Source organism: Paraburkholderia guartelaensis, assembly GCF_004353905.1.
Classification (GTDB): domain Bacteria; phylum Pseudomonadota; class Gammaproteobacteria; order Burkholderiales; family Burkholderiaceae; genus Paraburkholderia; species Paraburkholderia guartelaensis.
In genome coordinates, this window is record NZ_SMOD01000009.1 from 241300 (window position 1) to 258047 (window position 16748).

Genomic DNA, 16748 nt, shown 5'->3' on the forward strand with positions numbered 1-16748 from the left:
CTCCAAACGTATTGGCTAGTCGTTGATTGCCGCGGGTAGCGGCGTTGACTTCGTGGCTCTGTCGGCCATTCGTACAACTACGAACCTGCTGGTACAACTACGCTTGGCAAGCTTGCGCTGCCGAGGGATTGCCTTGTGAAGACCTTCGGTGATACGGCTCGAGCAGCGCGCGGCGCATGCCGCGCGCTTTGCTACGTCCAAACTTGCGTGCGTCAGACTTCGCCAGCGCCCGCCGCGCGCACGCCGATGCCTGCGTCGTCGAGCGCCGTACGGATGCGCCGCGCGAACGCGAGCGCGTGCGGGCCGTCGCCGTGCAGGCAAATGGTCTGCGCGTTGAGCGGCACCCAGGCGCCGTTGACGGCCTGCACGCGCTGCTCGCGGATCATCGCGAGCGTGCGCGCGAGCACGGTGTCTTCGTCGTCGAGCAATGCGCCCGGCTCGCTGCGCGGCACGAGCGAGCCGTCCGCGCGATAGCCGCGGTCGGCGAACACTTCCTCGATCGCGACGAGCCCTGCCTCGCGCGCCGCCGTCACGAGGCCGCTGCCCGCGAGTGCGAACACCGTCACGGACGGATCGAAGTCGTGCACGGCGGAGACGATGGCCTCGGCGATTTGCGGGTCACGCGCGGCCTGGTTGTAGAGCGCGCCGTGCGGCTTCACGTGGGCGATGCGTCCGCCTTCGGCCTGCGCGATCGCCGAGAGCGCGCCAAGCTGATACAGCACGCCCGCGTAGATTTCCTCGGGCGGCAGGTTCATCTCCTTGCGGCCGAAGTTCTCGGGGTCGTTGAAGCTCGGATGCGCGCCGATCGACACGCCTTTCTCCACGGCCCAGCGCACGCATTCGCGCATGGCATTGGCGCCGCCCGCGTGCCAGCCGCACGCGATGTTGGCGGAGCTCACGAGGTCGAGCAGCGCCTCGTCGGAGCCGCAGCCTTCGCCGAGATCGGCGTTCAGATCGATGGTGGTCATGATGTGTTCCTCTTACTGCTCGTCTTACCGATGGTGCTTGATAGTCAGGCGCTCGCGGCCGCGTTCGCGCGGCGGCTCACAAAGCGCTCGTCGTGCATGGCGATTGCGGTGTCGATCTGCCGCAAATACGCCCGTTCTTCTTCCAGCGCCGCGCGCGCGGCGGCCGGCGTCACTTCCACGAAACGCACGCCACCGGTGAGCCGCACCTGGGCGAGCTTCCACCAGTCGGCGCGAATCACGGAGCCGATCTTCGGATAGCCGCCCGTGGTCTGCGCGTCGGCCATCAGCACGATGGGCTGGCCGCTCGGCGGCACCTGGATCGTGCCGGGCAGCACGGCGTGCGAGAGCAGATCCGCGCCGTTCGCGCGCGCGAGCGGCGTGCCCGTGAGCCGAAAGCCCATACGGTTGCTGTTGGGCGTGATCTGCCATTCATCGGACCAGAGCGCGCGCTGCGCCTCGGGTGTGAAGCTGTCGTACTCGGGACCGCGCAGCACGCGCACGGGCGCGGCCCACGCCATGCCGTCCGGATGGCGTCCGCGCCGGTGATGCGGCTCGTCGACCAGCGCGAAGTTGCACCATACGGGCGCCTTCACGCCGAAGGGCGGCGCGGCCGGGTCGAGCGCGGCGCGCTCGCGGCCCGGCGCGAACGAGGCGCCGGTGGCGAGACGGTCGCCGTCTTTGAGCGCACGGCCCGCGAGGCCGCCGAAGCCCGCCGCGAGGTCGGTGCTGCGCGAGCCGAGCATGGGCAGCACGTCGATGCCGCCGGCCACGCAGACATAGGCGCGCATGCCGCGCTTCGCGCCGTTCAGCACGAGTTCCTCGCCGGCGGCCACGGGCAGGCTCCACCACGACCAGACCGCGCGGCCGCCGAGCGTCGCGCCGAAGTCCGTGCCGGTAATGGCGACGCGCGTGGCGCGCGCGAAGCGCAGCGCGACGGGGCCGAATGTGATTTCCACGCCGGCGGCGTCGGGCCGGTTGCCGACGAGGCGGTTGCCCACTTCGAGCGCGAGCGTATCGAGCGCGCCGCCGGTGGCGACGCCCAGATGCCGGTAGCCGGGGCGGCCGAGATCCTGGACCGTGGTGAGCAGGCCCGCGCGTAGTACTTCGATCATGCGTGGAGCTCCGCGATGGTGAAACGCACGCGGTCGCCTGGCATGAGGAGCGAAGGCGGATTGCGCGAAGGGTCGAAGAGCTTCGCGGCGGTGCGGCCGATCAGTTGCCAGCCGCCTGGCGAGGCGGCCGGATAAATGCCCGTCTGCTCCCCGCCGATGCCCACCGATCCGGCAGGGACGGCCAGGCGCGGCTCGCGGCGGCGCGGCGTGTGCAGCGCGGGTTCGAGACCGCCGAGATAGGCGAAGCCGGGTTGAAAGCCGAGGAAGAACACCGTGTAGACGCCCGCGGCATGGCGCGCGGCGACGTCGGCGGCGGCGAGCGCGCAGTGCTGCGCGACCGCTTCGAGATCGGGGCCGTCTTCGCCGCCGTAGACCACGGGTATCTCGACTTCGCGGCCGGCCGTGCTCGTCTCTTCGGCCTCGCGCCATGCTTCGCGCAACGCGCCGGCAAGCGCCGCGGTGTCGGCCGCGAGCGGATCGAAGGTAATCGTCAGATTGTTCATGCCGGGCACCACTTCGCGCACCGGCGCCCAGCCGCGCGCGAGCGCGGCGACGGCCCAGACGCGGCGCTGGACCTCGAGCGTGGCGGGCGGCGGCGCTTCGCAGACGAGCGCTTCGTCACCGAGAGGAAAAATGCGAGGGTCAGAATTCGGCATGTTGGATCGATCAGGGGACGGTTTGACCGGTCGAAGATTAGCGCACGGAGGTGCACAGGCGAGGCCGGTGCCATTCCTTCCTAGCGTACATTGTCGATAAATTATCTACAAATTATCAATAAGCGTTTTCGCCAGGCGCACTGAAAACACACTGCAATTACACTCACGCCACGCCGCTTTGTCTTTTCGAACACCGACTACCGGGTTATCAGCCATGTCGCGCCAGCCGACCAAGATCGTTTCGTCCGAACATCTCGTCTCCGAGTCGAGCGCCGAGCTTTCCGAATTCGAGTACGCGCTCATCATGGCGAGCAACGCGTTCAATCGCTGGATGGTGCGCTGCATGTCGGCGGCGGGCGTGAAGGACATGACGCCGATCGAGGTGTCGCTGCTCCATCACGTCGGCCATCGCGAGCGGCGCAAGAAGCTCGCGGATATCTGCTTCGTGCTCAACATCGAGGACACGCACGTGGCCACGTATGCGTTGAAGAAGCTTGTCTCCAGAGGGTATGTAAAAAGCGAAAAGACCGGCAAGGAAGTCTTCTTTTCGGTCACGCCGGAAGGCCACGCGCTGTGCCTGCGCTATCGCGACGTGCGCGAGAGTTGCCTCATCGCGACGCTCAAGGAAAGCGGCCTCACGAACCAGCAGATCGGCGACGCCGCGCAACTCATGCGCAATGCGTCGGGGCTCTATGACACGGCCGCGCGCGCGGCGGCTTCGCTCTGAGCGATCAAGGCGCGTTCAGCGTTCAACGCTCACGTGAACGTTGGCAAAGGTGCGTGGCGGCTTCCGTCACCACGGCGTCGAGCGGCAGGTCGTGCGCCTCGCGCGCGAGCACACCGTCGTCGATGCGGCACGCTTCATACGCAATGCCAACCGTGACGGGCAACGCAACGCCCGGCCAGGCTGCCAGCGTGCGGTCGTAGTAGCCGCCGCCGTACCCGAGGCGATAGCCGTCGCGATCGAAACCCACGCAGGGCACGAGGAGAAGATCGGGCACGATCACTTCCTGCGATTGCGGCTCGAGGATCCCGTGGTGGCCTTCGCGCATCGGTGCATCGGGCGTCCAGGCGTGAAAGACGAGCGGCGTATGGCGCTCGGGAATGGCGGGCAGGGCGGCGCGGCGTGACGCATCGGCGGCGAGCCAGGCGGTGATCCTGGCGCGTGCATCGAACTCGCCGCGCAAGGGCCAATAGAACCCGATCGAACGCGGCGAAAATTGCGCGACGAGCACGTCGAGACGAGCCGCCAATGCCGCACCGGTTGCCACGTCGGAAGCCGCTTCAATTCGCCGAGGAAGCAGCCTTGCACGCCAGTCCTTTTTGGATTCCGTGTGAGGGTTGCGTGCTATGCTTGGGTTCACCTCGCGCTCCAGAAATAACGATGTCCAAACGCCTTGTCCGAGTATATCGCGTGGTCGGTCTCGCACTGACTGCCGCGGCACTCGTAGCATGCAGCACGGCGGACGCCGTGCGCCCCGTCGCACTGCCCGTAGGCGCAGTCCTTTCGAACGACGATCAGACTTTCATCCAGCTTCGCGAAGCCGCGCGCAACAACGATCCGGCGCGCGCCGCGCAACTCGCTGCGATGATTCCCGATTACCCGGCGCCGTCCTATCTCGAATACTTCCAGCTCAAGCCGCAGCTGTTCGATTCGCAGGGCCACGCGCGCATCGATGCGCCCGACGCGCCGGTGCTGTCGTTCCTGCAGCGCTATGACGGCCAGGCGATCGCCGACCGCATGCGCAACGACTATCTGACTGTGCTCGGCGCGCGCCACGATTGGGCGAACTTCGACCAGCAATATTCGCGCTTCGTGCTCAACGACGACACGCAGGTGAAGTGCTACGCGCTGGAGTCGCGCGCGGCTCGCGGCGAGAACGTCGCGAACGACGCGCGTGCGCTGCTCGTCGAGCCGCGCTATTACGGCGACGGCTGCGTCGATCTCATCACGGCGCTCGCCATCAAAGGCCAGTTCTCGAGCGACGACGTGTGGCAGCAGATCCGCCTCGCCTACGAGCAGAACCAGACTTCGACCGGTGCAAAGCTGCTCGACGGCCTCGCGCAGCGTCCTGACCCGACCGCGTTCAGCCAGGCCGTGAGCGCGCCGCCGCTCACGCTCGCGCAAGGCGTCACCGCCGATCCGCAATCGCATCAGCTCGCGCTGCTGGCTGTCACCGTGATGGCGGCCAACGATCCGGCCATGGCAGCAGCCACCTTCGCCACCGTCGCACCGCAGCTCAGTTCGCCGGAGCGCGCGATAGGCTGGGGCACGATCGGCTATCAAGGGGCGTTGAAGCGCCTGCCCGCTTCGCTCGGCTGGTACCGCCTCTCGGCCAATGCGCCTCTCTCGAACCCGGCTTACGAATGGCGTACGCGCGCCGCGCTGCTGGGCGGCGACTGGACCATGGTGCGCTGGTCGATCGAACAGATGCCGGCCGCGCTGCGCGCGCAACCGTCGTGGGTCTACTGGCACGCACGCGCGCTCAAGCAGGCAGGCGAAACGGGCGCAGCGAACCAGGAATTCGCGTCGATTTCGCCGGGCTATAACTTCTACGGCCAGCTTGCCACCGAAGAACTCGGCCAGAAGATCACCATCCCGCCGAAGACCACGGTGAGCGACGCCGAAATCGCCCAGGTCGCCCAAACGCCGGGCTTCGCGCTCGCGCAGCGCTTCTATGCGCTGAATCTGCGGCTCGAAGGCAATCGCGAATGGAACTGGCCGCTGCGCGGCATGAGCGACCGGCAGCTGCTCGCCGTCGCCGAATACGCGAAACGCATCCAGCTGCTCGATCGCACCGTGAACACGGCCGACCGCACGCAAACGGAGCACGACTTCTCGCTGCGCTATCTCGCGCCGTTCCGCGACGTCGTGGAGCGCGACGCGCAAACCAGCGGCCTCGACGTCGAATGGGCCTACGGTCTGATTCGCCAGGAATCGCGTTTCATTCTCAACGCGAAGTCGGGCGTGGGCGCGAGCGGCCTCATGCAGATCATGCCGGCCACCGCGCAGATGGTGGCGAAGAAGATCGGCCTCGGGCCCCTGTCGCGCGACCAGCTCAACGATCTCGACACCAACATCCTGCTCGGAACGAACTATTTGTCGATGATCTACAATCAGTTCGACGGCTCCGCTGTGCTCGCCACCGCGGGCTACAACGCCGGGCCGGGCCGCCCGCGCGCATGGCGCCAGACTTTGCAGGGCGGCGTCGAGGGCGCCATCTTCGCGGAAACCATTCCGTTCCAGGAAACCCGCGATTACGTGAAAAACGTGTTGTCGAACACGGTCTACTATGCGGCGCTGTTCGAGGGCCGTCCGCAATCGCTGAAGGCGCGTCTCGGCTATATCTCGCCGTAAGCGCCTGGCCGGCAGGCCGCGCCGCTTCCCTTCATACGGAAACGCGCGCGGCATGACGGCACGCTGCGTGCTTCGTCTTCTGGCTGGCGCGCTGCGGGACGAACCGGACCTCGTACGCGGCGGCGCCGTCTGCCCGAGGAGGTCGAAGATGCGACATCAAGCCATTGCGGTCATCGGCGGTTCGGGATTCATCGGCAGCCATCTCGTCAACGCGCTCGTCGAGGCGGGCAAGGACGTGCGCGTCGCCACCCGCCGCCGCTACAACGCCCGCCATCTCACTCTGCTGCCCGTCGACGTGGTCGAGGCCGACGTCTCCGATCCGGTCGCACTCGCGGCGTTCGTCGAAAACGCGGACGCGGTCATCAATCTCGTCGGCACGCTCAACGGCGGGCGCGGCGATCCCTATGGACCGGGCTTCGCGAAGCTGCACGTCGACTTGCCCACGAAGATCGTCGCCGCCTGCGAGGGCAAGGGCGTGCATCGCCTGATCCACATCAGTGCCATCGGCGCCGACCCGCGCGGGCCGAGCATGTACCTGCGCTCGAAGGGCGACGGCGAAAAAGCCGTGCACGCGGCCACGGCGCTCGCCACGACCATCTTCCGGCCTTCCGTCGTATTCGGTCCCGAGGACACCTTCCTCAACCGTTTCGCGCTCCTGCAGCGGCTCTTTCCGATGATTCCGCTCGCCATGCCCGACGCGAAGTTCCAGCCGGTGTTCGTGGGCGACGTGTCGAAGGCGATTGTCAACGTGCTCGATCTCGACGCCGCGAGCGGGCACACTTACGAACTCGGCGGCCCGACGGTCTACACGCTCGAACAGTTGCTGCAGTATTGCGGCGAAGTGGTGGGCCGGCACGCGCGCATCATGCGGCTGCCCGATGCGTTCGGGCGCTTGCAGGCGCTCTCTTTCGAGATGGCGCCGGGTGTACCGGTGCTCACGCGCGATAATCTCGATTCGATGAAGGTGGACAGCGTGCTGACCGGGCCGCTCGCACCCGAACTCGATATCGAGCCCGCTAGCATCGAGACGATCGCGCCGCTCTATCTCGCCGACGCCTCGCTGCGTTCGCGGCTGAACATCTTTCGCGCCAGTGCCGGTCGATAGCCCAAAGCGGGCTATCAGCCGGCGCTCTTTCAACTCACAACGGTCATTGGAACAATGAAGCTCGTAATCGGAGACAAGAACTATTCGTCGTGGTCGATGCGCCCGTGGGTGCTGCTCAAGCACTTCGGCATCGCGTTCGAGGAGGTGCTGATCGAGCTCGACGAGCCGGGCACCAAGTCGTCGATCCTTGCGTTCTCGGCCTCGGGCAAGGTGCCGTGCCTCGTTGGCAACGACGGCTTTGCCGTGTGGGATTCGCTCGCGATTGCCGAGACGCTCGCCGAGCGTTTCCCGCAGCACGCGCTGTGGCCGCGCGACGCGAACGCGCGCGCCCGCGCGCGCAGCGTGAGCGCGGAGATGCATTCGGGCTTCGGCGAAGTGCGCAACCACATGCCGATGAACATCCGCAAGGTGAAGCCGGGCGCAGGTGCAACGCCGGGCGCGCTCGCCGACGTCGCACGCATCGACGCGCTCTGGCGCGAGTGCCTCGCCGCGAGCGGCGGCCCGTTCCTGTTCGGCGAATTCAGCATCGCCGACGCAATGTACGCGCCGGTCGTCATGCGCTTCAATAGCTATCAGCCGAAGCTCTCGCCCGAAGCGGCGGCGTACGCGCAGCGTGTGAGCGCACTGCCCGCGGTGGCCGAGTGGGTCGAAGCGGCGCGCCGCGAAACGCACATCGTCGCCGACGACGAACGCGACGACGAATGAAGATCTATGTCGTAGGCGGGGCGATCCGCGACGAGATGCTCGGGCTGCCCGTGCGCGACCGCGACTATGTCGTGGTGGGCGCGACGCCCGAGCAGATGGCCGCGCAGGGCTATCGTCCGGTGGGCAAGGACTTCCCGGTCTTTCTGCATCCCGAAACGCATGAGGAGTACGCGCTTGCGCGCACCGAGCGCAAGACGGCGGCGGGCTATCACGGCTTCCAGTTTTTCTACGCGCCCGACGTGACGCTCGAGGAAGACCTCGCGCGGCGCGACCTCACCATCAACGCGATGGCGCGCGAAGTGCAGCCGGGCGGCGTGCTCACGGGAGAGGTCGTCGATCCGTTCGGCGGCGCGCGCGATCTCGAAGCGCGCGTGTTTCGCCACGTAAGCGACGCGTTTCTCGAAGACCCCGTGCGCATTCTTCGTATCGCGCGCTTTGCTGCGCGATTCGCCGACTTCACCGTCGCGCCCGAAACGCTCGAACTCATGCGCGAGATGGTCGCCTCGGGCGAAGTCGATTCACTTGTGCCCGAGCGCGTGTGGCAGGAAATCGCCCGCGGTCTCATGGAAACAAAGCCCTCGCGAATGTTCGAGGTGCTGCGCGATTGCGGCGCGCTCGCGCGCGTGCTACCCGAAGTCGATGCGCTGTGGGGCGTACCGCAGCGCGCGGACTATCATCCGGAAATCGATACGGGCGTGCACGTGATGATGGTGATCGACCACGCGGCCGCACAGGGCTACACGCTGCCGGTGCGCTTCGCGGCGCTCACGCACGATCTCGGCAAGGGCACGACGCCCGAGGACGTGCTGCCGCGTCACATCGGCCACGAAGGGCGCAGCGTCGATCTGCTCAAACCGCTGTGCGACCGCCTGCGCGTGCCCAACGACTGCCGCGAGCTGGCGGTGCTGGTCGCGCGCGAGCACGGCAACGTGCATCGCGTGATGGAGATGGGCGCGGCGGCGCTCGTGCGCATGCTCGAACGTTGCGACGCACTGCGCAAACCCGCGCGTTTTGCTGAGGCGCTGCAGGCCTGCGAGGCGGATTTGCGCGGGCGGCTGAACTGGGAGAGCGCGCCTTATCCGCAGGCGGAGCGTCTGCGTGTGGCGCTCGTGGCCGCGCGCGGCGTCGATGCCGGGGCGATTGCGCGCTCGATCGAACGCGGCGGTGCCGAGAAGATCAAGGAAGCGGTGCACGAGGCGCGCGTGGCGGCGGTGGAAGGCGCGCTCGCTACGGCTTGATCGGTTGAGTGCGCGCGCTCAGAGCACGCGCACGATAAACGAGAGCGCCATCGAAAGCACGAGCGTCGACATGAACGGCAGCGGATACTCGCGGCCGAAAATGCGCAGCGTGATGTCGCCGGGCAGGCGCCCGATGCCGAGCTTTTTGAGCCAGGGCTGGGCGCTCGAGAGAATCGCCACGGCGATGAAGGTGGTGAGAAACCAGCGGATCATGGTCGCGTGGCGTGAGCGTCAGAGTGTGTGGCTGCGGTCGCCGCGCGCGAACGCCGCGATGGTCTCGTCGATGCCGCGCGAAAACGCGATCACCTTGAACAGCTCGCCCATCTCGCTTTCCGAAACGAGTTTCTGCACGGCGTTCGCGGCGGGCAGAAAGCGCTGCGCGTCGCGCGGATCGATCTCGCTCAGCACGTCGGTGATGCCCGCGTTCATCAGAAAGCGCGCCTGCGTGGTGTAGCCGAGCAGGTCCGCGCCCGCTTCTACGCCCGCTTCGGCAATGCCCGTGAATTCGACGTGCGCGGTGATGTCCTGCAAACCGGGATAGAGGAACGGGTCGCCATGTGCGCGATGCCGGTAGTGGCACATCAGCGTGCCTTGCGCGCGCTGCGCGTGGTAGTACTCGTGGCGCGGAAATCCATAGTCGATGAAGAACGCCGCGCCGCGCTGGAGCATCGCGCAAACCGTGCGTGTGAAGGCGAGTGCGGCTTCATGCGTTTCGGTCACATAGTCTTCGCTGCCTTCCACGCCTGCGAGCGCGCTTTCGGGCCAGTTGGCGTCGCGCCCTGAGTTCGCCGGCTGATCGGAAAAGACGAAGGCGCCTTCTGCGTTTGCGCTCACGCCGCGCTCGTGCCAGACGGCGTCCTTGCGCGAGAAGAGGCGCACCGGCATGGCGTCGAGCACCTCGTTGCCGATCACGACGCCTTCGAACTGCGCGGGCAGCGCATCGAGCCACGTCACACGATTCAGGAGCGCCGGTGCGAGCTGCGCGATCGTCTTGCGCTGGCGCTCGCGCAACTCGCCCGACAGATCGACGATGGCGTAGGAGTCGAACGCCACGCCAGCGGCGTCGAGTGCGAGCATCACGCCCGCCGCGAGGCGGCCCGTGCCCGCGCCGAATTCCATCAGACTGCGCGTGCCGCTGGCGGAGAGCGCTTCGCCCACGGCGCGCGCGAGCGTCGCGGCAAAGAGCGGCGAAAGCTCGGGCGCGGTCACGAAGTCGCTGCCGTCATCGGCGAAGAGGCCGAACTTGCGTGCTCCGCCGCCGTAGTAACCGAGTCCTGGCGCGTAGAGTGCGCGCTCCATGTAGCGGTCGAACGGGAGCCAGCCGCCCGCTGCCGCGATCTCGGCGCGCAACGTGGCCGCGAGCGCCTCGGACTGCGCGAGCGCGATCGGCTCGGGAACAGGTAAACTATCGGGTTCGTGAGCTTTCGGATTCATCCCGGCATTGTAAATGAGCGCAACTTCCGGCATCCGCCCGGCTGACGCCGACATGAGCGCATCCGGCGAAGGATCGCGCCCCGATTCTGACGCCCTGGCGCCCGTCGTGCTGGTCACGGGCGGAGCACGCCGCATTGGCCGCGAGTTCTCGCTCGGTTTTGCGGCGCGCGGCTGGGACGTCGCAGTCCATTACGGCGAGTCGCGCGAGGCCGCCGACGAAGTCGTCGCGCAGATCGCGGCGCTGGGCCGCCGGGCCGTGGCGCTGCACGCCGACCTCGGCAACGAAGCCCAGGTGGCGCGGCTCGTGCCGGATTGTGTCGCGGCGCTCGGTCGTCCGGCGTGCGTGCTCAACAATGCCTCGCGCTTCGACGAGGACACCGCGCAGGATGTGGGCTACACGAAGCTCCTGCAGCTCATGGCGATCAACGTGGGCGCACCGCTCGTGCTCTCGCGCATGCTGTACGAGGCAACACCCGAGGCGGCGGTTGACGACGAGACGCTGCGCACGTGTGTGATCAACGTGCTCGACCAGAAGCTGTACAACATGAACCCCGACTATCTGTCGTACACGCTGACGAAGGCCGCGTTGCAGAACGCCACCGTCGCGCTCGCCCAGGCGCTCGCGCCGAAGGTGCGCGTGGTGGGGCTCGCGCCCGGCCTCACGTTGCAGTCGGGCGACCAGACGCCGGAGAGCTTCGCCGCCGCGCACCAGGTCACACCGCTCAAGCGCGCGTCGCGGCCTGCCGATCTCGTGGAAGCCGCGCTGTATCTGGCGCGGGCATCAGGCGTGACCGGCACGACGCTCGTCGTGGACGGCGGCCAGCACCTCGTGCCGCTGCCGCGCGACGTGATGTTTTTGACGGGCGGCTGACGCCCGAACATTGGGTTGCATCTAAATTTGCAACTAAATGCATAGCCCGCTGTGCGCAGACCTGCGAGCGAGCGGTGCTGATGAAGACAAAGGTACGCAAGCCGCCGCGCACGAGCGGTTTTGCAGACCGGCTGAACGACCCGCCGGGCGCGCCGCGCCGGCATACGTGCGAGAGAACGCACGCTTTTATCGACTGGAACTTACATGTCCACCGTATTGCTTCACCCCCGGCTCGCCGATTGCCGCCGGCTTTTCCTGCGCGACTACGAAGTGCACATCAACATCGGCGTGCATGACTTCGAGAAGCGCGGCGAACAACGCGTCGTCATCAATGTCGATCTGTTCGTGCCGCTCGCTTCGAGCACGCCGCAAGAGGACAAGCTGCGCGAGGTCGTGGACTACGACTTCATGCGCTCGACCGTCGCCCAGCGCGTGGGCAAGGGCCATATCCATCTGCAGGAGACGCTCTGCGACGATCTCGCCGCGGCGCTGCTTTCGCACGAACTCGTGCGCGCCGTGCGCGTCTCGACCGAGAAGCCCGACGTTTATCCGGACTGCGACGCGGTGGGCGTCGAGGTCTTTCGCATCAAAGAGGACTGATTCATGAACGCCCCCGAAACGCTACCCGTCGGCGAGGACGCCGCGACCGAAGAGACGGGCCGCCAGGTGCTCACGCGCCGCGAGCAGAAGGAAGCCTACGAGAACAACAAGCTGTTCAAGCGCATCGTGCGTCAGGTCGGCCAGGCGATCGGCGACTACAACATGATCGAGAACGGCGACAAGGTCATGGTCTGCCTGTCGGGCGGCAAAGACAGCTACGCGATGCTCGACGTGCTGCTGCGCCTGCGCGAGCGCGCGCCGATCGACTTCGACATCGTGGCCGTGAACCTCGACCAGAAGCAGCCGGGCTTTCCGGAGCACGTGCTGCCCGAATATCTCGACAAGGTAGGCGTGCCGTACCACATCGAGAACCAGGACACGTACAGCATCGTCAAGCGCCTCGTGCCAGAGGGCAAGACGACATGTTCGCTGTGCTCGCGCCTGCGCCGCGGCATTCTGTATCGCGTGGCGGGCGAACTGGGCGCGACCAAGATCGCGCTCGGCCATCATCGCGACGACATTCTCCAGACGCTGCTGCTGAACCTGTTCTACGGCGGCAAGCTCAAGGGCATGCCGCCCAAGCTGCAGTCCGACGACGGCAAGAACGTCGTGATCCGGCCGCTCGCCTATGTGAAGGAAACCGATCTCGAGAAATACGCGGTGCTGCGCGAATTCCCGATCATTCCGTGCAACCTGTGCGGCAGCCAGCCGAACCTGAAGCGCGCGGAGATGAAGGCGCTGATCCGCGAGTGGGACAAGCGCTTCCCGGGCCGCGTCGAGAACATGTTCAACGCGCTCGGCAACGTCGTGCCTTCGCACCTCATGGACGCGAACCTGTTCAACTTCGCGGACCTGCGCGCGACGGGCGTGGCCGATCCGGCCGGCGACATCGCGTTCGACGAAGAGCCGTGCTCGACCGACCCTGCGCCCACGGAAGGCACGGCGATCAAGTTCACGCCGTTCGACGATCTTTGAGCCTTCCCTCAGGTCGCCTCTGCGGTTCGACTCAAACGCTCCGACCCCGCATCGGAGCGTTTTTTACTTCTGCCTGTCGATCCGCAGAAAAGCAGTTGTAAAACAATGTTTTTCGGGGCACGAGAGCCCGGCCGGCCGGCGTGTCGGGGATATCCCGCATGCTAAAATCAGCCGCTTCATCCTCATTCAGTCACTGATGCAATGAACATCGTGATCCTCGCGGCAGGCATGGGCAAACGCATGCACTCCGCGCTGCCGAAAGTGCTCCATCCGCTCGCCGGCAAACCGCTCCTCTCGCACGTCATCGATACTGCCCGCACGCTGTCGCCAACGCGGCTCGTCGTCGTGGTCGGCCATGGCGGCGAAGCCGTGCGCGAAGCCGTCGGCGCACCCGATGTCCAGTTCGCGCTGCAGGCGCAGCAGCTCGGCACGGGCCACGCGCTCGCGCAGGCGTTGCCACTGCTCGACGCGAATGTGCCCACGCTCGTGCTCTACGGCGACGTGCCGCTCACACGCACGTCGACGCTCAAGCGTCTCGTCGAGACCGCTGGCGAGAACGGCTACGGCATCCTCACCGTCACGCTCGACGACCCGACAGGTTATGGCCGCATCGTGCGCGATGCAGCAGGCAAGGTCGAGCGCATCGTCGAGCAGAAGGACGCGAACGAAGCGCAGCGCAAGATCGCCGAGATCAACACGGGCATCGTCGTGACGCCGACCGCGCCGCTCGCGGGATGGCTCGCCGCGCTGAAGAACGACAACGCGCAGGGCGAGTATTACCTCACCGACGTCGTGGAAGCCGCGATCGCCGCCGGTCATCCGGCCGTGACCGCGCAGCCCGACGCAGAATGGGAAACGCTCGGCGTGAACAGCAAGCAGCAGCTCGCCGAACTCGAGCGCGTGCATCAGCGCAACGTGGCCGAAGCGCTGCTCGTGGCGGGCGTGACGCTCGCAGACCCGGCGCGCATCGACGTGCGCGGCTCGCTCACCTGCGGGCGCGACGTGTTCATCGACGTGAACTGCGTATTCGAAGGCGAGGTGATGCTCGCGGACAACGTGAGCGTGGGCCCGAACTGCGTGATTCGCAGCGCGTCGATCGGCGCGGGCACGCGCGTGGACGCCTACACGCATATCGAAAACGCGGCGGTCGGTGCGAACGCGGTGCTCGGGCCGTATGCGCGTCTGCGTCCCGGCGCGAAGCTCGCCGACGAAGTTCACGTGGGCAACTTCGTCGAGGTGAAGAACGCGAACATCGGCGTGGGCTCGAAGGCGAATCACCTGAGCTACGTGGGCGACGCAGACATCGGCGCGGGCGTGAACATCGGTGCGGGCACCATCACCTGCAATTACGATGGCGCGAACAAGCACCGCACGATCATCGAGGACAACGTGTTCGTGGGTTCGGATACGCAGCTCGTCGCGCCCGTGCGCGTGGGCCGCGGCGTGACCATCGCGGCGGGCACGACGGTGTGGAAGGACGTGCCGGAAGCCACGCTCGCGCTCAACGAAAAAACGCAGATCGCGAAAACCGGCTACGTTCGCCCGGTGAAGAAAAAGAACTGAACGGTTGAATTGCGGGCGCCGCAATTCGCGCGACAAGCGCGCGGCGCCCACGCCTCTCATTGCAAAGGATCGAATCCATGTGCGGCATCGTCGGCGCGGTAGCGCAACGTAACATCGTTCCCGTCCTGATCGAAGGACTGCGGCGGCTCGAATATCGCGGCTACGACTCGTGCGGCGTGGCCGTCGTGACGGCCGACGGCCCGCAGCGCGTGCGCAGCGTGGCGCGCGTGGCCGAGCTCGACGAGCAGGTGCGCGAGGCGCACTTCGAAGGCGTGACCGGTATCGCGCATACGCGCTGGGCCACGCACGGCGCGCCCACGGTGAACAACGCGCATCCGATCTTCTCGCGCGACACGCTCGCGATCGTGCACAACGGCATCATCGAGAACTACGAGTCGCTGCGCGAAATGCTGCGCGCGAAGGGCTACGAATTCGTTTCGCAGACCGACACCGAAGTCATCGCGCATCTGATCCACAGCCTTTATCAAGGCGACTTGTTCACCGCCGTGCGCGCAGCCGTGCAGCAGCTCGCGGGCGCGTATGCGATCGGCGTGGTGCACAAGAGCCAGCCGCATACGGTGGTCGGCGCGCGAGCCGGTTCGCCGCTCGTGGTGGGCTACGGCAAGGGTGAGAATTTCATCGCGTCGGACGGGCTCGCCATTGCAGGCAGCGCCGAGCACATCAGCTATCTGGAAGAAGGCGATGTGTGCGAGATCACGCTGGAAGGCGTGCGCATCGCCGATCGCGCGGGCAATATCGTGACGCGCGAAGTACGCGACGTGCAGGCCTATGGCGCGTACGGCGGCGCGGTCGATCTCGGCCCGTATCGCCACTACATGCAGAAGGAAATCTTCGAGCAGCCGCGCGCGATTTCCGACACGATTCCGGCCACCGACGCCTTCACGCCCGAACTCTTCGGCGAGAACGCGGGCGAGGTGTTCAAGGGCATCGACAGCATTCTGATTCTCGCGTGCGGCACGAGCTATTACGCTGGCCTCACGGCGAAGTACTGGCTCGAATCCGTGGCGAAGATCCGCACCGATGTCGAGATCGCGAGCGAATACCGCTATCGCGAGTCGGTGCCGAATCCGCGCGCGCTCGTCGTGACGATCTCGCAGTCGGGCGAGACCGCCGACACGCTCGCCGCGCTCAAGCATGCGCAGTCGCTCGGCATGGCGCACACGCTCGCCGTGTGCAACGTGGCGACGAGCGCGATGGTGCGGCTCACCGCGCTCAAGTTCCTTACGCACGCAGGGCGCGAAATCGGCGTCGCGTCGACGAAGGCGTTCACCACGCAGCTCGTCGGCCTCTTCATTCTCGCGGTCACGCTCGGCAAGCTGCGCGGCCATGTGAATGCCGAGCAGGAAGCCGCGTACCTGAAACTGCTGCGCCACCTGCCGGCCGCGCTCAACGGCGTGCTCGCGCTGGAGCCGCAGATCATCGCGTGGTCGGAAGAATTCGCGCGCAAGGAAAACGCCTTGTTCCTCGGGCGCGGGCTGCATTACCCGATCGCGCTCGAAGGCGCGCTCAAGCTCAAGGAAATCTCGTACATCCACGCCGAGGCGTATCCGGCCGGCGAACTGAAGCACGGGCCGCTCGCACTCGTAACCGAGGCGATGCCCGTGGTGACGGTCGCGCCCAACGACGCGTTGCTCGAGAAGCTCAAGTCGAACATGCAGGAAGTGCGCGCGCGCGGCGGCCAGCTGTACGTGTTCGCCGATGCCGATACGCACATCACGAGCGAAGACGGCATCCACGTGATCCGCATGCCGGAAAACTACGGGCTGCTCTCGCCGATCCTGCACGTCGTGCCGCTGCAACTGCTCGCGTATCACACGGCGTGCGTGCGCGGCACCGATGTGGACAAGCCGCGTAACCTCGCGAAGTCGGTGACGGTGGAGTGAGGTTGTTCGCGCGCTGATCGCGCCGGTTAAAAAAAGGGATGCCATTGCGGCATCCCTTTTTTATTGGCCGATCGCCGCAGAGGGCACTGAGAGGCCGCTCAAGCGGCTGCCGCGAACCGGTGCGTGGGCAAGGGTGATCAGACGCCCTGCGCCGCCTCTGAGGGCGCACAACGCGCTCGTCGGGACCATGCGCCTGTCCGCCAAGGCGAACCTCTGCCGAAACGCCGCTGGCCGGTCATAATGTCGCCGTTCGATCAAG

General features: G+C 66.5%; 16 protein-coding genes. 10 read left to right on the plus strand and 6 right to left on the minus strand.

What is annotated here, in order from left to right; translation table 11 throughout:
- Window positions 1-212: 212 nt before the first annotated feature.
- The 3 genes from pxpA to pxpB are packed head-to-tail and all read right to left on the minus strand — an operon-like array spanning window position 213 to window position 2736.
- A complete protein-coding gene (gene pxpA / locus E1N52_RS14440) occupies window positions 213-968 on the minus strand; it encodes a 5-oxoprolinase subunit PxpA (protein ID WP_069264272.1) in 756 nt (251 codons plus the stop codon).
- Between the two features lie 44 nt (window positions 969-1012).
- On the minus strand, window positions 1013-2080 hold the full coding sequence (locus E1N52_RS14445; protein ID WP_133183433.1) for a 5-oxoprolinase subunit C family protein: 1068 nt from the start codon (window positions 2078-2080) through the stop codon (window positions 1013-1015).
- Window positions 2077-2736: a 5-oxoprolinase subunit PxpB gene (gene pxpB / locus E1N52_RS14450; protein WP_133183434.1), complete on the minus strand. Its 660-nt coding sequence runs from the start codon at window positions 2734-2736 to the stop codon at window positions 2077-2079. The genes E1N52_RS14445 and pxpB overlap by 4 nt, the downstream gene beginning before the upstream one ends.
- A gap of 214 nt (window positions 2737-2950) precedes the next feature.
- Here pxpB and E1N52_RS14455 point away from each other — a divergent pair, with 214 nt between their 5' ends.
- Window positions 2951-3463 (plus strand): winged helix DNA-binding protein, encoded by a 513-nt coding sequence (locus E1N52_RS14455; protein WP_133183435.1) that lies wholly within the window; start codon window positions 2951-2953, stop codon window positions 3461-3463.
- Between the two features lie 22 nt (window positions 3464-3485).
- Here E1N52_RS14455 and E1N52_RS14460 read toward each other — a convergent pair whose 3' ends face one another.
- Window positions 3486-4112 carry a 5-formyltetrahydrofolate cyclo-ligase gene (locus E1N52_RS14460; protein WP_133183481.1) on the minus strand — a complete coding sequence of 209 codons (627 nt, stop codon included), beginning with the start codon at window positions 4110-4112 and terminating at the stop codon, window positions 3486-3488.
- A gap of 8 nt (window positions 4113-4120) precedes the next feature.
- Here E1N52_RS14460 and E1N52_RS14465 point away from each other — a divergent pair, with 8 nt between their 5' ends.
- The 4 genes from E1N52_RS14465 to E1N52_RS14480 all read left to right on the plus strand — a co-directional run bounded on the left by E1N52_RS14465 (window position 4121) and on the right by E1N52_RS14480 (window position 9142).
- The gene (locus E1N52_RS14465) at window positions 4121-6094 is read left to right on the plus strand and encodes a lytic transglycosylase domain-containing protein (protein WP_133183436.1); all 1974 of its coding nucleotides are present in this window, start codon (window positions 4121-4123) and stop codon (window positions 6092-6094) included.
- A gap of 148 nt (window positions 6095-6242) precedes the next feature.
- On the plus strand, window positions 6243-7199 hold the full coding sequence (locus tag E1N52_RS14470; RefSeq protein ID WP_133183437.1) for a complex I NDUFA9 subunit family protein: 957 nt from the start codon (window positions 6243-6245) through the stop codon (window positions 7197-7199).
- A 54-nt stretch (window positions 7200-7253) separates the two neighbouring features.
- Window positions 7254-7904 carry a glutathione S-transferase family protein gene (locus E1N52_RS14475; protein ID WP_133183438.1) on the plus strand — a complete coding sequence of 217 codons (651 nt, stop codon included), beginning with the start codon at window positions 7254-7256 and terminating at the stop codon, window positions 7902-7904.
- Complete coding sequence (locus E1N52_RS14480) at window positions 7901-9142, plus strand: multifunctional CCA addition/repair protein (RefSeq protein ID WP_133183439.1); 1242 nt, start codon at window positions 7901-7903, stop codon at window positions 9140-9142. The genes E1N52_RS14475 and E1N52_RS14480 overlap by 4 nt, the downstream gene beginning before the upstream one ends.
- Before the next feature lie 18 nt (window positions 9143-9160).
- Here E1N52_RS14480 and E1N52_RS14485 read toward each other — a convergent pair whose 3' ends face one another.
- Both E1N52_RS14485 and E1N52_RS14490 read right to left on the minus strand, forming a co-directional pair.
- Window positions 9161-9355 carry a DUF2905 domain-containing protein gene (locus tag E1N52_RS14485; protein ID WP_133183440.1) on the minus strand — a complete coding sequence of 65 codons (195 nt, stop codon included), beginning with the start codon at window positions 9353-9355 and terminating at the stop codon, window positions 9161-9163.
- A gap of 18 nt (window positions 9356-9373) precedes the next feature.
- On the minus strand, window positions 9374-10576 hold the full coding sequence (locus E1N52_RS14490) for a class I SAM-dependent methyltransferase (RefSeq protein ID WP_133183441.1): 1203 nt from the start codon (window positions 10574-10576) through the stop codon (window positions 9374-9376).
- Between the two features lie 52 nt (window positions 10577-10628).
- On the opposite strand from E1N52_RS14490, the gene E1N52_RS14495 reads away from it, so the two are divergent.
- The 5 genes from E1N52_RS14495 (at window position 10629) to glmS (ending at window position 16489) form a co-directional block, all read left to right on the plus strand.
- On the plus strand, window positions 10629-11447 hold the full coding sequence (locus E1N52_RS14495) for an SDR family oxidoreductase (RefSeq protein WP_133183482.1): 819 nt from the start codon (window positions 10629-10631) through the stop codon (window positions 11445-11447).
- A 204-nt stretch (window positions 11448-11651) separates the two neighbouring features.
- On the plus strand, window positions 11652-12047 hold the full coding sequence (locus E1N52_RS14500; RefSeq protein ID WP_133183442.1) for a dihydroneopterin aldolase: 396 nt from the start codon (window positions 11652-11654) through the stop codon (window positions 12045-12047).
- Window positions 12048-12050: 3 nt separating this feature from the next.
- Window positions 12051-13022, plus strand: coding sequence for a tRNA 2-thiocytidine(32) synthetase TtcA (gene ttcA, locus E1N52_RS14505; protein WP_133183443.1), 972 nt, complete (start codon window positions 12051-12053; stop codon window positions 13020-13022).
- A 201-nt stretch (window positions 13023-13223) separates the two neighbouring features.
- Window positions 13224-14585, plus strand: a complete 1362-nt coding sequence (gene glmU, locus E1N52_RS14510; protein ID WP_133183444.1) for a bifunctional UDP-N-acetylglucosamine diphosphorylase/glucosamine-1-phosphate N-acetyltransferase GlmU — start codon at window positions 13224-13226, stop codon at window positions 14583-14585.
- 77 nt (window positions 14586-14662) lie between these two features.
- On the plus strand, window positions 14663-16489 hold the full coding sequence (gene glmS, locus E1N52_RS14515; RefSeq protein ID WP_133183445.1) for a glutamine--fructose-6-phosphate transaminase (isomerizing): 1827 nt from the start codon (window positions 14663-14665) through the stop codon (window positions 16487-16489).
- Window positions 16490-16748: the final 259 nt, after the last annotated feature.